Consider the following 16,126-nt stretch of genomic DNA (forward strand, 5'->3'; position numbering starts at 1 on the left):
AAAAGACCGGATTTCCGACAGGAAACCCGGCCTCGCGCGGCATGCGCCGTTCGATCACATGTTGGGATAATTCGGCCCGCCGCCGCCTTCCGGCGTCACCCAGTTGATGTTCTGGGTCGGATCCTTGATGTCGCAGGTCTTGCAGTGCACGCAGTTCTGCGCGTTGATCTGCAGCCGCGGCGCGCCTTCGTCCTGGCCGACGATCTCGTAGACGCCGGCCGGGCAGTAGCGCTGCTCGGGGGCGTCGTACTTGGCCAGGTTGACTGCGATCGGCACCGACGCGTCCTTCAGCTTCAGATGGGCCGGCTGGTCTTCGCTATGGTTGGCGTTGGAAATGAACACCGACGACAGGCGGTCGAAGGTCAGCACCCCGTCCGGCTTGGGATAGGCGATGGGGCTGAATTCGTAGGCAGGACGCAGCGCCTCGTTGTCGGCGTGCTGGTGATGCAGCGTCCACGGCGCGCGGCCGCGGAACAGGAAGGTGTCGATGGCCGAGTAGATCATCGCCGGCCACAGGCCCCAGCGGAACGATGGGCGGATATTGCGCACCTTGTGCAGCTCGTCGCGTACCCAGCTCTGCTGGAACTTGGCCGAGTAGGACTTGGCCTCGCCGCCCTGCGCCTGCGCGTCGTCGCCCAGCAGCTCGAACACCGCCTCCGCCGCCAGCATGGCCGACTTCATCGCGGTATGGGTGCCCTTGATCTTGGGCACGTTGAGGAAGCCGGCGGTGTCGCCGACCAGCACGCCGCCGGGGAAGGTCAGCTTGGGCAGGCTTTGCAGGCCGCCCTCGGCCAGCGCGCGCGCGCCGTAGGACACGCGGCGGCCGCCTTCGAAGGTCTTCTTGATCGCCGGATGGGTCTTGAAGCGCTGGAACTCCTCGAACGGCGACAGATAGGGATTTTTATAATCCAGGCCGACCACGAAGCCGACAGCCACCAGATTGTCTTCCAGGTGGTAAAGGAAGGAACCGCCGTAGGTGGCGGTGTCCATCGGCCAACCCACGGTGTGGGTGATGTGGCCGGGCTGGTGGTTTTCCGGCTTCACTTCCCACAATTCCTTGATGCCGATGCCGAAGGTCTGCGGATCCGAGCCGTCGGTCAGGCGGAAGCGCGACAGCAGCCCCTTGGTCAGCGAGCCCCTACAGCCTTCGGCGAAGATGGTCTGCTTCGCCCACAGCTCCATGCCCGGCTCGCCTTCCTGGTCGCCGTTCTTGCCGGTGCCGACATTGCCGGTGGCCACGCCCTTGACCGAGCCGTCCGCGTGGTACAGCACCTCGGCGGCGGCGAAGCCCGGGTAGATCTCCACGCCCAGGTTCTCGGCCTGCTGCGCCAGCCAGCGGCAGAAGTTGCCCAGGCTGACGATGTAGTTGCCCTGGTTGTGCATCTGCGGCGGGGTGGGCAGCTGGATGGACTCGGTCTCGGTCAGATAGAGGAAGCGGTCGGACAGCGCCGGCGTGTTCAGCGGCGCGTCCAGCTCTTTCCAGTTGGGCAGCAACTCGGCCAGCGCGCCGGTTTCGATCACCGCGCCGGACAGGATGTGGGCGCCGATCTCTGAGCCCTTCTCCAGCAGGCACACGCTGATGTCGCGGCCCTGCTCGGCCGCCAGCTGTTTCAAACGGATCGCCGCGGACAGGCCGGAAGGACCGCCGCCGACGATCACCACGTCGTATTCCATGTATTCGCGTTGCACCGTTTCTCCTTTGCGCCCGCTGGGACGGGTTTGATTTTCCGGACATCATGCTATGAAGATGTCACGTCGTCAAAATCAAACAAGCGTTTAAACGGTGCCATTGTTGCGCAATGCGACAATGTCCGAATCCACGTAACCCAACGCGCGCAAGATCTGCTCAGTATGTTCTCCCAGCTCGGGAGGGGCTAGATTGTACTCGACCGGCGTGCCGGAAAGTTTGATCGGACACCCTACCAGCGGCACTTGCCGCCCGGCGTCGTCCCGCATGTCCAGCTGCATCTGCCGCGCCTGCGCCTGCGGATCGGCGAATGCCTCGGCCACATTGTTGATCGGCCCGCAGGGCACGCCGGCCTTGTCCAGCGCCGACAGCCAGTAGTCGCGGCCGTGGTGGCGGAAAGCCTGCGCCAGCAGCGGCACCAACTGCACGCGGTGGGCGACGCGCTGCGGATTGGTCGCGTAGCGCGGATCGCGCGCCCATTGCGCCTGGCCGACCAGACGGCACACCTCGGCGAACTGCTTGTCGTTGCCGCAGGCCAGGATGAAGTGGCCGTCGGAGGCGGCGAACACCTGGTAGGGCACGATGTTGGCGTGGGCGTTGCCCAGCCGCGGCGGCACATTATGCCCGACCAGCCAGTTGGAGGCGACATTGGCCAGCATCGCCAGCGAGCAGTCGAACAGCGCCATGTCGATGTGCTGGCCGGCGCCGGTGCGCTCGCGGGCGATCAGCGCCGCCTGCACCGCGTTGGCGGCGTAGAGGCCGGTGAACAGGTCGGATACCGCCACGCCCACCTTGTGCGGCTCGCCGTCGGCCGGGCCGGTGATGCTCATCAGGCCGGACATGCCCTGCACGATGTAGTCGTAGCCGGCCAGGCTGGCGTAGGGGCCGGTCTGGCCGAAACCGGTGATCGAGCAATACACCAGCCTGGGGTTGACGGCCTTCAGGCTGTCGTAATCCAGCCCGTACTTCCTCAAGCCGCCCACCTTGTAGTTCTCCAGCACCACATCGGCGTCGGCGACCAGCTTGCGCACGATCTCCTGGCCGGCCGGCTGGGCGATGTCCACCGTCAGCGAGCGCTTGCCGCGGTTGGTGCACAGGAAATAGGCGGCCCTGCCGTCCGGCAGGCTGGGCGGCGCCCACTGCCGGGTGTCGTCCCCGCTGCCCGGCTTCTCTATCTTGATCACCTCCGCGCCCAGATCCGCCAGCAACTGGCTGGCCCACGGCCCGGCCAGCACCCGGCTCAGGTCCACCACCTTGATACCCGACAACGCTCCTGCCATCGCGCCTTCCTCCTTCGCTCCGGATTGTCGATGATGCCGCCCGTTCGCGACACATCCCGCAATACGAGCGCTTCCAGTGTAGCAATCGCTGATATTCCGGACACTGTCCCCTTATCCGGCCCGCCCTGCGCTCCGGCAAAAAAAGTGGCCCGGCAAGCCGGGCCAACAAAGGACAGACAGGAATCAACGGCGCGGCCGGCCCTCCGGCCGCGCCGGCTTATCAGGCAAATGCCTGAATACCGGTCTGGGCTCGGCCCAGAATCAGGGCGTGCACGTCGTGCGTGCCCTCGTAAGTGTTGACCGCCTCCAGATTCATCACGTGGCGGATCACATGGAATTCGTCGCAGATGCCGTTGCCGCCGTGCATGTCGCGGGCGACGCGGGCGATGTCCAGCGCCTTGCCGCAGTTGTTGCGCTTGATCAGCGAAATCATCTCCGGCGCGGCGCGGCCCTCGTCCATCAGCCTGCCCACCTGCAGCGCGGCGGAAAGGCCCAGCGCGATTTCAGTCTGCATATTGGCCAGCTTCAGCTGGATCAACTGGTTGGCGGCGAGCGGGCGGCCGAACTGCTCGCGGTCCAGCGTGTACTGGCGGGCGGCGTGCCAGCAGAACTCGGCGGCGCCCATCGCGCCCCAGGCGATGCCGTAGCGCGCCTTGTTCAGGCAGCCGAACGGTCCCTTCAGGCCCTTGACGCCTGGCAGCAGCTGGTCTTCCGACACCAGCACGTCGTCCATCACGATTTCGCCGGTGATGGACGCGCGCAAGGAAAACTTGCCGTGTATCGCCGGCGCGGACAGACCCTTCATGCCTTTTTCCAGGATGAAGCCGCGGATCTCGTCGTCGTCATCCTTGGCCCAGACCACGAACACGTCGGCGGCCGGGCTGTTGGTGATCCACATCTTGCTGCCGGACAGCAGGTAACCGCCGTCGACCTTGCGGGCTCGGGTCTTCATGCTGGCGGGGTCGGAGCCGGAGTCCGGCTCGGTCAGGCCGAAGCAGCCCAGCCATTCGCCGCTGGCGAGCCTGGGCAGATACTTGTCCTTCTGCGCGTCGGAGCCGTAGGCCCAGATCGGGTGCATCACCAAGGACGACTGCACGCTCATCGCCGAGCGGTAGCCTGAATCCACCCGCTCCACTTCGCGCGCCACCAGGCCGTAGGCGACGTGGGACAGCCCGGCGCAGCCGTAGCCTTCTATGGTGCAGCCGAGGAAGCCCAGCTCACCCATCTCGCTGATGATCTCGCGGTCGAAGCGCTCTTCGCGGTTGGCCATCAGCACCCGCGGCAGCAGCCGCTCCTGGCAATACTCGTGCGCGCTCTGCTGCACCAGCCGCTCGTCATCGGTCAAGCGGTCCTGCAACAGCAGGGGATCTTCCCAAGCGAACGGGGCGCGCTGCGTGGATGCTGCCATCTGCCTTCTCCCTCTTAGTTCCGCATTGCGGAATTAGATTTCACCATGCAGAATAGACTAAACACTCTGCCGCGCGCTTGTAAAGCGATTTACCTGTCATGCGGCAATTTCTTTGTCGCAATGGGGAACAAGATGCAACAGCAAGAAGACCGCCAGTTCGTCACCGCGCTGGCGCGCGGCCTGGAAGTGCTGGCGGCGTTCCGCCCCGGCGAGGGCGCGCTGTCCAACCAGGAACTGGCGCGCCGCACCGGGCTGCCCAAGTCCACGGTGTCGCGGCTGAGCTATACCTTGACCCGGCTCGGCTATCTGCAACAGGAAGGGGAAAACGGCCAGTACCGGCTGGGGCTGGCGCTGCTGGCGCTGGGCGCGGCGGCGCTGGCCGGCTACGACGCGCGGGCGGCGGCGGCGCCGCTGATGCGCGAGTTCGCGCTGGCCAACAATGTGTCGGTCAGCCTGGCGCTGCGCGACGGCAGCGACATGGTGTATCTGGAAACCTGCCGCAGCCAGGCGCGGGTGTCGGTGCAGCTGTCCACCGGCTCGCGGGTGCCGCTGGCCACCACCGCCATCGGCCGCGCCTATTTCGCCGGCCTGCCGCAAGCCGAGCGCGACGCGCTGCTGCCGCTGTTGGCCGAACGCTACGGCGGCGACTGGCCGGCGCTGCGCGACCGGCTGCTGCGCGCCTCGGCCGACTACGGCGTCCATGGCTACACCGCGTCCTTCGGCGAATACGAGCCCGACGTGATGGCGGTGGGCATCCACCTGCCGGCGCTCTTGCCCGGCCAGCCGGCGATGGCGCTCAACGCCAGCGGGCCGGCCTTCGCCTTCGACGAGGCGGCGATGCGCGAACGCGTGGCGCCGGCGCTGAAGGCGCTGCGCCAGCGCATCGCGCCGACGCCGGGCTGAGCGCGCCAACGACGACGGCCCGCGCAAGGCGGGCCGTTGGCGGAACTGCTTAATGTGGAGTCAGGCCGACTGGATGTAATGAACCAGATGGTTGATCACCTGCTCCTGCTCTTCTATCGTCGCCCGCACCAGGTCGCCGATGGACAGGATGCCGAGCACGGTCTGATCCTCCATCACCGGCAGGTGGCGGATGCGTTTCTCGGTCATCAGCCCCATGCATTCGTCCAGCGTCTGCTGCGGCGTCACGTACACCACCCGGCTGGTCATGATGTCGCGCACCTTGGTCCCGGCCGAGGTGCGGCCCTGCAATACGATGCGGCGGGCGTAGTCGCGTTCGGAGAAAATGCCGACGATGTCGCCGGACTCCATCACCAGCACCGCGCCGATGTCGTTTTCCGCCATCACCTGCAGCGCCTGGAACACGGTGCTGTCCGGCGTCACGTACACCAGCGCCCGAGTGGGCTTGCTGTCCAGAAGTTGTCTCACGGTCTGCATGCTGCCTCCCCTTGTGACCCGCGGCGCCAAGGCGCGCGGCATGACATCACTATAGCCCACCGCCGCCCGCGGCTCCACGTCCGCCGGACGGTCCCGGCTCAGGCGCGGATCATGGTGCCGACGCCGGCCGCGGTCAGGATTTCCAGCAGCAACGCGTGCTTGACCCGGCCGTCGATGACGTGGACCGAGTTGACGCCGTTCCTGGCGGCGTCCAGCGCGGAGCTGATCTTGGGCAGCATGCCGCCGGAGATGGTGCCGTCGGCGAACAGCTCGTCGATGCGCTGCGCGGTCAGTCCGGTCAGCAGCTGGCCCTGCTTGTCCAGCACGCCCGGGGTATTGGTCATCAGCACCAGCTTTTCCGCCCGCAGCGTCTCGGCCAGCTTGCCGGCCACCAGGTCGGCGTTGATGTTGTAGGCTTCGCCATCCACGCCGACGCCGATCGGCGCCACCACCGGGATGAAATCCTGGCTGTCCAGCAGCGACACCAGCGCCGGATCGATGGCCTCGATCTCGCCGACCTGCCCGATATCGACGTCCTCGTCGCCGTCGGTCTTGAGGAACAGCTTGCGGGCGCGGATGAAATGGCCGTCCTTGCCGGTCAGGCCCACCGCCTTGCCGCCGTGCTTGTTGATCAGCGACACGATCTCCTTGTTCACCAGGCCGCCCAGCACCATTTCCACCACTTCCATGGTCTCGGCGTCGGTGACGCGCATGCCCTGGATAAACTCGCCCTGCTTGCCGACGCGCGCCAGCAGGTCGTTGATTTGCGGGCCGCCGCCATGCACCACCACCGGGTTCATCCCCACCAGCTTCAGCAACACCACGTCCTTGGCGAAGCCCTCTTTCAGCGCGTCGTCGGTCATCGCGTTGCCGCCGTACTTGATCACGATGGTCTTGCCCGCGAATTCGCGGATGTACGGCAAGGCCTCGGCCAGGATGTTCGCCTTTTCGGCTGCGTCTGTTGCCACTTCATTTCTCCTTGCTGGCGGATCGCTTTTGCCAGCCATGACGGCAGGCCGGCGATTTCGGATTACGGTGTTGCATTTTAATCACATCAATTACTGAACTGTTATTTATTAATTGCCTGATCCTGGCCTGAAGGCCTACAGTGCCGACATTACTGAACAGCCATTCAGAAAGACCGCAATGGGAGAGACCGGCAGCAGCCGCTGGCAGCGCAAGAAGGACGCCAGGCCCAGCGAGATCCTCGACGCAGCGCTGACGCTGTTCGTCGAGAAAGGCTATCTCGCCACCAAGATGGAAGACATCGCCCGCGCCGCCGGCGTTACCAAGGGCACGCCCTATCTGTACTTCCAGAACAAGGAAGAAATCTTCAAGGCCGTGGTGCGGGAAACCATCGTCGCCCGCGTGCACGCGATGAGCGCCCAGCTGGCCCAGTTGCACGGCGTCGGCAGCAGCGAGCTGCTGTTCCTGGCGCTGGACGACTGGTGGACCTACATCGGCTCCACCCGCTCCGCAGGCCTGTGCAAGCTGATGGCGGCCGAGGCCACCAACTTCCCGGACCTGGCGCGCTTCTACTACGAGGAAGCCATCCTGCCGGCGCGCCAGTTGCTGGGCCACATCATCCAGCGCGGCATGGACAGCGGCGAGTTCCGCCCGGTCCACCTCGATTACGCGATCGACGCGGTGACCGCGCCGATGATGATGACGATGATACTCAGCCACTCCTTCGCCCTGGTGCCCGGCTGTTGCGACACCCTCAAGGACAACCCGCTCGAATTCCTCAAGACCTCTCTGCGGCTGACGCTGCAAGGCATGCAACAGCCCGCGCCCCAGGACGCCCGCACATGAAACATCCGCTTCCCCTCAGCCTCGCGCTCATCGCCGCGCTGGGCCTTTCCGCCTGTCAGGACAAGACCGCCGCGCCGGAAGACATCCGCCCGGTACGCTACGTAGTGGCCGGCGGCAACGCCGAAATCGGCGGCGACAGCTACGCCGGCGAGATCCGCGCCCGGCACGAAACCCAGCTCGCCTTCCGCGTCGCCGGCAAGGTGGTGGCCAAGCTGGTCAACAGCGGCGAGCGCGTGAAAAAGGGCCAGGCCCTGGCGCGGCTGGACCCCAGCGACTACCAGCTGGACCTGGCCGCCAAGCAGGCGCAGCTGGCCGCGGCCGAGTCCGACCTCGCCCAGCAGCAGCTCAACCTGAAGCGCTACCGCGAGCTGCTGGCCAAACAGTTCATCAGCCAGGCCCAGGTAGACGCGCAGCAGAACGGCGTCAACGCCGCCCAGGCCAAGGTCAACCAGGCGCGCGCCGCGCTGTCCGCCAGCCGCAACCAGACCGGCTACGCGACGCTGACGGCCGACGCCGACGGCGTGGTCAGCCAGATGCAGGCCGAGCCCGGCCTGGTGGTGGCCGCCGGCCAGCCGGTGGCGCGGCTGTCGCAGGACGGCGCGCGCGAGATCGCCATCCAGGTGCCGGAAAACGCGCTGGAGGCGGTGCGCAAGGCGGGCGCCTTCAGCGTGACGCTGTGGAAGGGCGGCGCGCCGCTGGAGGGCAGGCTGCGCGAGCTGGCCGCCGACGCCGATCCGGCCACCCGCACCTATCCGGCGCGCATCGCGCTGGCCGGCGACAGCCATGCGCTGCAGTTGGGCATGACCGCCACCGCCACCCTGCCCGCCCGCGCCAGCGGCGAGCTCAAGCTGCCGCTGACCGCGCTGCTGGACCTGCAGGGCAAGCAATACGTGTGGACGATAGACGGCCAGACCCTGCGCGTCAGCCGCAAGCCGGTGCATGTGGCGTCGATAGACAGCAACGGCGCCGTCATCGCCGCGGGCGTCCGGCCGGGCGACAAGATCGTCACCGCCGGCGTGCACCTGCTGCGCGAAGGCCAGCGCGTCAAGTTGCTGAATCAGTGAGGACGCGCCGATGAAGAAACTGAATCTGTCCGAGTGGGCGCTGGGCCATCAGGCGCTGGTGCGCTACCTGATGATCATGCTGATGCTGGCCGGCGCCTGGGCCTATACCCAGCTGGGCCAGAAGGAAGACCCGGAATTCACCTTCAAGGCGATGCTGGTGCAGGCCAACTGGCCCGGCGCCAGCACGCTGGAAATGGAGCGCCAGGTCACCGACAAGCTGGAAGAGAAGCTGCAGGAGATGGGCGAGATCGACTACGTGCAGAGCTACACCAAGCCGGGCGAAAGCTTGATGGTGGTGTCGCTGCGCGAGGACGTGCCGCCCAAGAATGTGCCGCAGCTGTGGTACCAGGTGCGCAAGAAGCTGGGCGACATCGCCTACACGCTGCCGTCCGGCGTGCAGGGGCCGTTCTTCAACGACGAGTTCGGCGACACCTTCGGCAACATCTACGCCTTCAGCGGCGACGGCTTCGGTTACGAGGAGCTGCGCCAGTATGCGGAAGCGGCCAAGAAGGAGCTGCTGCGCGTGCCGGATGTGGCGAAAGTGCAGATGCTGGGCAAGCAGGAGCAGCGCATCTACGTCGATCTGTCCAGCGCCAAGCTCGCCAGCCTGGGACTCGACAGCCGCGCCATCTGGCAGGCGCTGCAGCAGCAGAACGCGATGACGCCGGCCGGCACCTTCGAAACCGCCAGCGACCGCATCTGGGTGCGCCCCACCGGCAAGTACGACTCGGTGGCGGCCGTCGCCGCGACGCCGGTCAGCGTGGGCGGACGCACCTTCAAGCTGGGCGACATCGCCGCCGTATCGCGCGGCTACATCGACCCGCCGGCCACCAGCGTGCGCTTCAACGGCAAGCCGGTGCTGGCCTTGTCCATCAGCATGAAGGGCGGCGGCGACGTGCTGAAGCTGGGCGCCAACCTGGACCAGGCCATCGCCCGCATCAAGGGCAAGCTGCCGTTGGGCGTGGAAATCCACGCGGTGTCCGACCAGCCCAAGGTGGTGCACGACGCGGTGGGCGAATTCATGCGCTCGCTGGTGGAGGCAGTGGTGATCGTGCTCGCGGTCAGCTTCTTCAGCCTGGGCCTGCGCACCGGCGTGGTGGTGGCGCTGTCCATCCCGCTGGTGCTGGCGATGACCTTCCTCGCCATGTACTTCTTCAATATCGACCTGCAGCGCATCTCGCTGGGCTCGCTGATCATCGCGCTGGGCCTGCTGGTGGACGACGCCATCATCGCGGTGGAAATGATGGCGCTGAAGCTGGAACAGGGCTGGAACAAATTCCAGGCCGCCACCTACGCCTACACCAGCACCGCCTTCCCGATGCTGACCGGCACGCTGATCACCGCCGCCACCTTCCTGCCGGTGGGCCTGGCCAAGTCCATGGCCGGCGAGTACGTGTTCAGCCTGTTCGCCGTGGTCGGCATCGCGCTGGTGCTGTCATGGATCGTCGCCGTGGTGTTCACGCCCTACCTGGGCTACAAGCTGCTGCCGGCCCACCCGCATCACGGCGAGCAGCACGACGTCTACCAGAAGCCGTTCTACCGCCGCTTCCGCGCGCTGGTGGCCTGGTGCCTGGATTACCGCAAGACGGTGATCGCCGTCACGCTGGGCGCCTTCATCCTGTCGCTGCTGGCGTTCAAGCTGTTCGTCGCCCAGCAGTTCTTCCCCTCGTCCAATCGGCCGGAGCTGATGGTGGACATGTGGCTGCCGCGCGGCGCCAGCTACCACGCCACGCTGGAACAGGTGGAGAAGATGGAAAAGCAGGTCCGCGCCGACGCCAATGTGGTCAGCGTCACCAGCTACGTCGGCAGCGGCAGCCCGCGCTTCTACCTGCCGCTGGACCAGCAGCAGCAGCACGTCAACTACGCGCAATTGATGGTAATGACCCGCGACGAGCACGTGCGCGAGGACGTGAAGAAGCGGCTGGAGAAAATCTTCGACAACGATTTCCCGCTGGTGCGCGGCCGCGTCACCCGGCTGGAGAACGGTCCACCGGTCGGCTACCCGGTGCAGTTCCGCGTGATGGGTCCGGACCACGACCAGGTGCGCAAGATCGCCGACCAGGTGGAGGCGCTGGTGCGCAAGCAGCCGTCTACGCTGCACGTCAATCAGAACTGGGGCGAGCAGGTCAAGGCGCTGCGGATAGACATCGACCAGGACAAGGCCAGCGCGCTGGGGCTGAGCTCGCAGCAACTGTCGCAACAGCTGCAGATGCTGATCTCCGGCTCCGCGGTCAGCGCCTACCGCGAGGGTGACCAGAGCATCGCCATCGTCGCCCGTCTCAATCCGGGCGAGCAGAAGAACGTCGCCGGCCTCGGCAATCTGATGGTGCAGACCGGCAGCGGCCGCTTCGTGCCGGTGTCGCAGATCGGCCATATCCGCTACGAGCCGGAGGAAGGCATCATCTGGCGCCGCAACCGCCTGCCGGCGATCACCGTCAGCGCCGACGTGGTGGACGGCGTGCAGGGCGCCGACGTGTCCGGCCAGCTGTGGCCGCAGATGCAGGCGCTGGAGCGCACGCTGCCGCTGGGCTACCACATCGAGGTCGGCGGCACGCTGGAGTCCAGCGGCAAGTCGCAAAAGGCGATCGCCGCAGTCGCGCCGCTGATGATTGTTGTAGTTCTGACACTCCTGATGCTGCAGTTGCAGAGCTTCCAGCGCACGCTGATGGTGGTGCTGACCGCACCGCTGGGCATGATAGGCGTCACCCTGACGCTGATCTTGTTCCGCGCGCCTTTCGGCTTCGTCGCGATGCTGGGCGTGATCGCGCTGTCCGGCATGATCATGCGCAATTCGGTGATCCTGGTGGACCAGATCGAGCACGACATCCGCGAAGGCATAGACCGCTTCGAAGCCATCGTCGGTTCCACCGTGCGCCGCTTTAGGCCCATAATGCTGACAGCATTGGCCGCCATTCTGGCAATGATTCCATTGACCCGCAGTACGTTCTGGGGTCCGATGGCGGTCGCCATCATGGGAGGGCTGCTGGTCGCCACCGTGCTGACCCTGCTGTTCCTGCCGGCGCTGTACGCCCAATGGTTCCGCGTCGGACGCAATGAACAGCGGCTCTCCGCCCAACCGCAAGAACAAGAGCACAAATGAAGAACCACCGCCTCCCCCTCATCGCCGCCCTGCTGATGTTCGGCGCCGCGCTGCCCGCCCAGGCCTTCGACCTGGTCGGCGCCTGGCAGGCCGCCCGCGACTACAACGCCGATTTCGCCGCCGCCCGCGCCCAGCGCGAGGCCGGCCAGGAAAAAGCGGTGCAGGGCCGCAGCCAGTTGCTGCCGCAGGTCAGCGTCACCGGCAATTACGCCTACAATAATCCGTTGCAGCCGTCGCAGGGCATCGGCGCCTCCGGCAACCTCGTCGCCAACAAGCCCTATGAGACCCACGGCTACAACGTCGGCCTGCAGCAGCCGCTGTTCGACGCCGGCAAGTACACCGGCTACCAGAAGGGCAAGATAGGCACCGAGCTGGCAGACACCACCTTCGACGCCGCCGAGCAGCAACTGATCCTGGACATCGCCCAGGCCTACTTCGACGTGCTACGCGCCCGCGACACGCTGGCCGCCACCCGCGCCAGCAAGAAGACCTACCAGAACCTGCTGGAGCAGGCCAGGACCGCGTTCGAGGTCGGCACCGCCACCATTACCGACACCCATGAGGCGCAGGCCGGCTACGACGGCGCAGTGGCGCAGGAAATCAGCGACGCCAACAATCTGGAACTGGCCGAAAACAATCTGAAGCGCCTGACCGGCCTGGAGCCGTCCGGCATCCAGACCGTGCGCGACCAGCTGCCGCTGCTTCCGCCCAAGCCGGCCGGCCTGGACGCCTGGATCGACATGGCGCAGCGCAACAGCCTGAAGATCAAGAGCGCGCAGCAGAACCTGGAGCTGGCGCGCCAGACCGTGATCGAGAAAAAGGGCAACCACCTGCCCACCGTCACCCTGAACGCCGGCTACGCCGACAATATCAGCAACCAGAGCGGCAGCTACCCGCACACGCGCGGCAGCAATGTCGGCGTCACCGTCAGCCTGCCGCTGTTCGCCGGCGGCGGCATCAACTCCCAGGTGCGCGAGGCGACGGCGCAGGAAGAAGCCGCGCGCGACCAGCTCGAATCCAGCCGCCGTCAGGTGAAGGAAGACGTGCGCAAGGCCTTTCTCGGCGTGACCAACGGCGCCGCCCTGGTGCGCGCGCAGCAACAACTGCTGGTCTCGGCCAAGAGCAAGGTGGAATCCACCCGCCTGGGCAAGGAAGTGGGCATCCGCACCAGCATCGACCTGCTGCAGGCCGAACAGGCCTACTACACCGCGCTGACCACGCTGGCCAATGCCAAGTACAGCTATCTGACCGCGCGCCTGGCGCTGGCCCAGGCCGCCGGCCAGTTGCAGCCGGATGCGCTGGCCGAGGTCAATCAGCTGATCATGCGCTGAGCCCGGGCCGCCCCGACAAAACGCCTGTGCCGCATCCGCCACAGGCGTTTAATTTTTTAATGCATCTGTGGCTTTTTGCTAAACACCCTCATAGAATGATCCGCTGACGCGCCATCCATCCCGGCGCCATATCGACCCGCCGCGGCGGCGCCACGATCGCCCGGCCCCGAGGAGACTTCCATGAGCCAGCAGCAACTGATGCAACGCAAATCCGACGCCACCCCGCGCGGCGTCGGCGTGATGTGCAGTTTCTTCGCCGACCGCGCCAAGAACGCGGAAGTGTGGGATACCGAGGGCCGGCGCTACATCGACTTCGCCGGCGGCATCGGCGTGCTCAACACCGGCCACCTGCATCCGAAAGTGGAAGCCGCGGTGGCCGAGCAGCTGTCCCGCTTCAGCCACACCTGCTACCAGGTGGTGCCGTACGAGTCCTACATCAGCCTGGCGGAAAAACTGAACGCGCTGGCCCCGGGCAAGCACGCCAAGAAGACCGCCTTCTTCACCACCGGCGCCGAGGCGGTGGAAAACGCGGTGAAGATCGCCCGCGCCGCCACCGGCCGCCCCGGCGTCATCGCCTTCGGCGGCGCCTTCCACGGCCGCACGCTGATGGGCATGGCGCTGACCGGCAAAGTGGCGCCGTACAAGCTCGGTTTCGGTCCCTTCCCTTCCGACGTCTACCACGCCCCGTATCCGAACACGCTGCACGGCGTGTCGGTGCAGGATTCGCTGGTCGGCCTGGAAAAACTGTTCAAGTTCGACATCGACCCGGCCCGCGTCGCCGCCATCATCTACGAGCCGGTGCAGGGCGAAGGCGGTTTCTACGCCGCGCCGGCCGAATGGGTGAAGGCGCTGCGCGAACTGTGCGACCGCCACGGCATCCTGCTGATCGCCGACGAGGTGCAGTCGGGCTTCGCCCGCACCGGCAAGCTGCTGGCCAGCGAGCATTTCGACGCGGTGCCTGACCTGATCACCATGGCCAAGTCGCTGGCCGGCGGCTTCCCGCTGTCCGCCGTCACCGGCCGCGCCGAAGTGATGGACGCGCCTGCGCCGGGCGGCCTGGGCGGCACCTACGCCGGCAACCCGCTGGCGCTGGCCGCCGCTCACGCGGTGCTGGATGTCATCGACAGCGAGAAGCTGGCCGAGCGCGCCCAGCGCCTGGGCGACGCGCTGAAGGAAAAACTGAACGGCCTCAAATCCGCGGTGCCGCAGATCGCCGAAGTGCGCGGCCTGGGCGCGATGATCGCCGTCGAATTCAATCAACCCGGCAGCCATCAGCCGGATCCGGACTTCGCCAAGAAAGTGCAGCAGCACGCGCTGGCCAACGGCCTGATCCTGCTCACCTGCGGCATCTACGCCAACGTGGTGCGCTTCCTGTTCCCGCTGACCATCGAAGACGAGATCTTCGCCGAGGCGCTCGGCAAGCTGGAAGCGGCGCTCAAGGCCTGATCGACACACGCCAATGCGAGCGGCCGCGCAAGACGGCGCGTCCGCTCTTTTGCTCAAGGAATGCCCGACATGTTGAATCTGCAAGACCCCTCGCTGCTGCGCCAGCAATGCTATCTGGGCGGCGAATGGCTGGATGCCGACGGCGGCCAGCACATCGCGGTCCACAACCCGGCCACCGGCGAGAAAATCGGCCAAGTGCCCAAGATGGGCGCCGCCGAAGCCGAACGCGCGGTGGCCGCCGCCGCCCGCGCCTTCCCAGCCTGGAAAGCCAAGAGCGCCAAGGAGCGCGCCGCCATCCTGCGCCGCTGGTTCGACCTGATCATCGCCCACCAGCAAGACCTGGCGATAATCCTGACCTCCGAGCAAGGCAAACCGCTGGCCGAAGCCAAGGGCGAGATCGCCTACGGCGCCAGCTACATCGAGTGGTACGCCGAGGAGGCCAAGCGGGTTTACGGCGACATCGTGCCCGGTCCCGCCGGCGACCGCCGCGTGCTGGTGACCAAGGAGCCGATAGGCGTCACCGCCGCCATCACGCCGTGGAACTTCCCCAGCGCGATGATCACGCGCAAGGCCGCGCCGGCGCTGGCCGCCGGCTGCACCATGGTGGTCCGCCCGGCCAGCCAGACCCCGCTATCGGCGCTGGCGCTGGCCGAGCTGGCCGAGCGCGCCGGCATCCCGGCCGGCGTGTTTTCGGTGATCACTGGCGGCTCCAGCGAAATCGGCGCGGTGCTGACCGGCAGCGACACGGTGAAGAAATTCTCCTTCACCGGCTCCACCGAAGTCGGCCGCAAGCTGATCGCCCAATGCGCCGGCACGGTGAAAAAGGTATCGATGGAGCTTGGCGGCAACGCGCCCTTCATCGTGTTCGACGACGCCGATCTGGACGCCGCGGTGGAAGGCGCGCTGATCTCCAAGTACCGCAACGCCGGCCAGACCTGCGTCTGCGCCAACCGCATCTACGTGCAGGACGGCGTCTACGACGCCTTCGCCGAGAAATTCGCCGCCGCCGTCGCCACCCTGAAGGTGGGCAACGGCCTGGAGGCCGGCGTCAGCCAGGGGCCGCTGATCGACCACAACGCGGTGGCCAAGGTGGAAGAGCACATCGCCGACGCGCTGGCCAAAGGCGGCCGACTGATCGCCGGCGGCAAGCGCCACGCGCTGGGCCACACCTTCTTCGAGCCGACGCTGATCGCCGACGTCACCCGCGACATGAAGGTGGCGCGCGAAGAGACCTTCGGCCCGCTGGCGCCGCTGTTCCGCTTCAAGACCGAGGAAGAAGCGATCCGCCTGGCCAACGACACCGAGTTCGGCCTGGCCAGCTATTTCTACGCCCGCGATGTCGGCCGCATCTTCCGCGTCGCCGAAGGCCTGGAGTACGGCATGGTGGCAGTCAATAGCGGCCTGCTGTCCAACGAGGCGGCGCCGTTCGGCGGCGTCAAGCAATCCGGCCTGGGCCGCGAGGGCTCAAAGTACGGCATCGAGGACTATCTGGAAATCAAATACGTGCTGCTGGGCGGGCTGGATCGCTGAGCCGCATCCTCGATCAACAGGATTTCTCCCCCCTCCCCGCTGTCGAAACAGCGGGGATTTTTTACGCCCG

Annotated in this window: 12 protein-coding genes; 7 read left to right on the top strand and 5 right to left on the bottom strand. The window is 66.4% G+C overall.

Going from position 1 to position 16,126, the window contains the following annotated elements; all coding sequences use genetic code 11:
* Positions 1-54 precede the first annotated feature (54 nt).
* The 3 genes from CV_RS19380 to CV_RS19390 all read right to left on the bottom strand — a co-directional run bounded on the left by CV_RS19380 (position 55) and on the right by CV_RS19390 (position 4,375).
* Positions 55-1,674, bottom strand: a complete 1,620-nt coding sequence (locus CV_RS19380) for an electron transfer flavoprotein-ubiquinone oxidoreductase (protein WP_011137463.1) — start codon at positions 1,672-1,674, stop codon at positions 55-57.
* A 102-nt stretch (positions 1,675-1,776) separates the two neighbouring features.
* The gene (locus tag CV_RS19385; RefSeq protein ID WP_011137464.1) at positions 1,777-2,967 is read right to left on the bottom strand and encodes a CaiB/BaiF CoA transferase family protein; all 1,191 of its coding nucleotides are present in this window, start codon (positions 2,965-2,967) and stop codon (positions 1,777-1,779) included.
* Positions 2,968-3,187: 220 nt separating this feature from the next.
* Positions 3,188-4,375, bottom strand: a complete 1,188-nt coding sequence (locus CV_RS19390) for an acyl-CoA dehydrogenase (protein WP_011137465.1) — start codon at positions 4,373-4,375, stop codon at positions 3,188-3,190.
* Between the two features lie 132 nt (positions 4,376-4,507).
* On the opposite strand from CV_RS19390, the gene CV_RS19395 reads away from it, so the two are divergent.
* On the top strand, positions 4,508-5,278 hold the full coding sequence (locus CV_RS19395; RefSeq protein ID WP_011137466.1) for an IclR family transcriptional regulator: 771 nt from the start codon (positions 4,508-4,510) through the stop codon (positions 5,276-5,278).
* A gap of 60 nt (positions 5,279-5,338) precedes the next feature.
* Here CV_RS19395 and CV_RS19400 read toward each other — a convergent pair whose 3' ends face one another.
* Positions 5,339-5,773 carry a CBS domain-containing protein gene (locus CV_RS19400; protein WP_011137467.1) on the bottom strand — a complete coding sequence of 145 codons (435 nt, stop codon included), beginning with the start codon at positions 5,771-5,773 and terminating at the stop codon, positions 5,339-5,341.
* Positions 5,774-5,871: 98 nt separating this feature from the next.
* Positions 5,872-6,741 carry an acetylglutamate kinase gene (argB, locus tag CV_RS19405; RefSeq protein ID WP_011137468.1) on the bottom strand — a complete coding sequence of 290 codons (870 nt, stop codon included), beginning with the start codon at positions 6,739-6,741 and terminating at the stop codon, positions 5,872-5,874.
* A gap of 178 nt (positions 6,742-6,919) precedes the next feature.
* Here argB and CV_RS19410 point away from each other — a divergent pair, with 178 nt between their 5' ends.
* From CV_RS19410 to gabD, 6 genes are all read left to right on the top strand, one after another.
* Entirely contained in the window at positions 6,920-7,585 is a 666-nt protein-coding gene (locus CV_RS19410) for a TetR/AcrR family transcriptional regulator (protein WP_043596769.1), read from the top strand.
* Positions 7,582-8,649 carry an efflux RND transporter periplasmic adaptor subunit gene (locus CV_RS19415; RefSeq protein ID WP_011137470.1) on the top strand — a complete coding sequence of 356 codons (1,068 nt, stop codon included), beginning with the start codon at positions 7,582-7,584 and terminating at the stop codon, positions 8,647-8,649. The genes CV_RS19410 and CV_RS19415 overlap by 4 nt, the downstream gene beginning before the upstream one ends.
* Positions 8,650-8,659: 10 nt before the next feature.
* The gene (locus CV_RS19420; protein ID WP_011137471.1) at positions 8,660-11,749 is read left to right on the top strand and encodes an efflux RND transporter permease subunit; all 3,090 of its coding nucleotides are present in this window, start codon (positions 8,660-8,662) and stop codon (positions 11,747-11,749) included.
* Positions 11,746-13,080 carry a TolC family outer membrane protein gene (locus CV_RS19425; protein WP_011137472.1) on the top strand — a complete coding sequence of 445 codons (1,335 nt, stop codon included), beginning with the start codon at positions 11,746-11,748 and terminating at the stop codon, positions 13,078-13,080. The genes CV_RS19420 and CV_RS19425 overlap by 4 nt, the downstream gene beginning before the upstream one ends.
* A 180-nt stretch (positions 13,081-13,260) precedes the next feature.
* Positions 13,261-14,526: a 4-aminobutyrate--2-oxoglutarate transaminase gene (gene gabT, locus CV_RS19430; RefSeq protein ID WP_011137473.1), complete on the top strand. Its 1,266-nt coding sequence runs from the start codon at positions 13,261-13,263 to the stop codon at positions 14,524-14,526.
* Between the two features lie 69 nt (positions 14,527-14,595).
* Positions 14,596-16,056 (top strand): NADP-dependent succinate-semialdehyde dehydrogenase, encoded by a 1,461-nt coding sequence (gabD, locus tag CV_RS19435; RefSeq protein ID WP_011137474.1) that lies wholly within the window; start codon positions 14,596-14,598, stop codon positions 16,054-16,056.
* Positions 16,057-16,126 lie beyond the last annotated feature (70 nt).

This window comes from Chromobacterium violaceum ATCC 12472, assembly GCF_000007705.1.
Lineage (GTDB): Bacteria > Pseudomonadota > Gammaproteobacteria > Burkholderiales > Chromobacteriaceae > Chromobacterium > Chromobacterium violaceum.

Coding starts and splice junctions, on each gene's coding strand:
- CV_RS19390 (WP_011137465.1), bottom strand. CDS start 4,375: ATGGCAGCATCCACGCAGCGCGCCCCGTTCGCTTGGGAAGATCCCCTG.
- CV_RS19395 (WP_011137466.1), top strand. CDS start 4,508: ATGCAACAGCAAGAAGACCGCCAGTTCGTCACCGCGCTGGCGCGCGGC.
- CV_RS19385 (WP_011137464.1), bottom strand. CDS start 2,967: ATGGCAGGAGCGTTGTCGGGTATCAAGGTGGTGGACCTGAGCCGGGTG.
- CV_RS19380 (WP_011137463.1), bottom strand. CDS start 1,674: ATGGAATACGACGTGGTGATCGTCGGCGGCGGTCCTTCCGGCCTGTCC.
- gabT (WP_011137473.1), top strand. CDS start 13,261: ATGAGCCAGCAGCAACTGATGCAACGCAAATCCGACGCCACCCCGCGC.
- CV_RS19415 (WP_011137470.1), top strand. CDS start 7,582: ATGAAACATCCGCTTCCCCTCAGCCTCGCGCTCATCGCCGCGCTGGGC.
- CV_RS19400 (WP_011137467.1), bottom strand. CDS start 5,773: ATGCAGACCGTGAGACAACTTCTGGACAGCAAGCCCACTCGGGCGCTG.
- CV_RS19410 (WP_043596769.1), top strand. CDS start 6,920: ATGGGAGAGACCGGCAGCAGCCGCTGGCAGCGCAAGAAGGACGCCAGG.
- CV_RS19425 (WP_011137472.1), top strand. CDS start 11,746: ATGAAGAACCACCGCCTCCCCCTCATCGCCGCCCTGCTGATGTTCGGC.
- CV_RS19420 (WP_011137471.1), top strand. CDS start 8,660: ATGAAGAAACTGAATCTGTCCGAGTGGGCGCTGGGCCATCAGGCGCTG.
- gabD (WP_011137474.1), top strand. CDS start 14,596: ATGTTGAATCTGCAAGACCCCTCGCTGCTGCGCCAGCAATGCTATCTG.